Source organism: Rhodohalobacter halophilus, from assembly GCF_001715195.1.
In the GTDB taxonomy this organism is placed as follows: Bacteria; Bacteroidota; Rhodothermia; order Balneolales; family Balneolaceae; genus Rhodohalobacter; species Rhodohalobacter halophilus.
Genome location: NZ_MDWE01000063.1, coordinates 1 through 1,757, shown reverse-complemented (window position 1 = coordinate 1,757; position 1,757 = coordinate 1). Strand labels below are relative to the sequence as shown.

1 protein-coding gene is annotated in these 1,757 nt (G+C 46.4%); it reads left to right on the top strand.

Annotated features, from left to right (window positions below):
• Window positions 1-336: 336 nt before the first annotated feature.
• Window positions 337-1,757, top strand: a 1,421-nt coding sequence (paaZ, locus tag BG260_RS13285; RefSeq protein ID WP_069133447.1) for a phenylacetic acid degradation bifunctional protein PaaZ, incomplete at its 3' end; no start/stop codon positions are given.

Sequence of the window (1,757 nt, the reverse complement as noted above, 5' to 3'; positions counted from 1 at the left end):
GTAAAGAATAACGTCAACTAATAGAATTTAATTTACAGCACTTATTGCACGCAGATTAATTTTAGAATTGCATCGCAAGAGTCCAACACCAAAAAAGCTCCGAAGGAGCGACCAAGCGGTAGCCCCGGGCACCGCTCGGGGTCTCGAGCGCACCGCGCTCCCCGCCAAACAGAGTGCGCCGACCGAAGAGGCAAACAACATTGAGGCGGATCTGTGATGATTTTACTTCAAATGCCATCAACTATTCCATTCCCTCACATACACAGAGAATCATTCCCAAGTCCAAGGTTTTTATTATCTTCATCAAAAAATTGGATTGAATAAAACTACCATCATATGAAAGTCACATCTTACGCAAAAGGGAACTGGGTTGATAAGGGTAAAGAATCAGATTTAATCAGTGCTGTAAACGGTAAAAAAGTTGCCACATTGGTAGAAGCAGATCTTAACTACAAGGAGATGTGCGAATATGCACGATCAGTCGGCGGGCCAAATCTTCGCGAAATGACGATTCATCAGCGGGCCTTTAAGATCAAATTTCTTGGTCAATTTCTGATGAAACACAAGGAGGAGTTTTATGAACTTTCCACACATACCGGTGCCACACGTCGCGACTCCTGGATCGACATTGAAGGCGGAATCGGATCCATTTTTACCCTATCCAGCAAAGCACGTATTGAACTTTCGGATCTTCCCTTTCATGTGGAAGGTGGTGTGGAACGCCTCTCCCGAGGAGGTACATTTATTGGTCAGCACATATGTGTTCCAAAGCAAGGCGTAGCTGTTCATATCAACGCGTTTAACTTTCCGGTGTGGGGAATGCTTGAAAAATTTGCTCCTGCCTTCATCGCCGGTGTACCGTCTATTATCAAACCCTCACCGATGGGCTCCTATCTGGCTCATGCAGTTTTCAAAAAAATGATTGAATCCGGTCTTCTTCCGGAAGGCTCCGTTCAATTTATTGCCGCTGATGTACCCGGAGATCTGCTGGATCACCTTAACAGCCAGGACTCCGTTTCATTTACCGGTTCCGCTTTTACCGGACAAAAATTGAAGGCTCACAAAAACATCATACAAAACAACATTCCATTTAACCTTGAAGCTGACTCACTGAACTGCTCCATTCTCGGTCCAGATGTAACTCCAGACATGGATGAATTTCATCTTTTTGTAAAAGAGGTGGCCAACGAGATGACGGTAAAAACCGGTCAAAAATGTACAGCCATACGCAGAACCATTATCCCGAAAGATCTGGTAGATGATGTGATCGAAGCCCTCAAAAACCGCCTGGAAAAAACAACCATTGGAGACCCCGCATCAGAAGATACCCGAATGGGTCCGCTGGCCAGTTCTGATCAGGCTGTTCGATTTGGCGAACAGCTGCAAAAATTGATAGACGTAACCGACACTGTCTACACCACCGGCGGAGATGAGAAAGACGCTTTTACCTCACCTAAGGTGCTGCTTTGCAAAACTCCGGTTACCGTTGATGAAGTGCATACCGTTGAAGCATTCGGGCCGGTCACTACCCTCCTGCCCTACGAAAATATCGATGAAGCGATTACCATTGCCAACAAGGCAGACGGTTCATTAGTCGGATCACTATTTACAAATGATGATGATGTAGCTCGTGTGATCACCCTTGGGTGCGCACCCTATCACGGACGATTTATGATTATCAACCGGCACTCGGCAAAAGAGTCAACCGGCCATGGTTCGCCGATGCCACATATGGTTCATGGCGGACCCGGACGAGC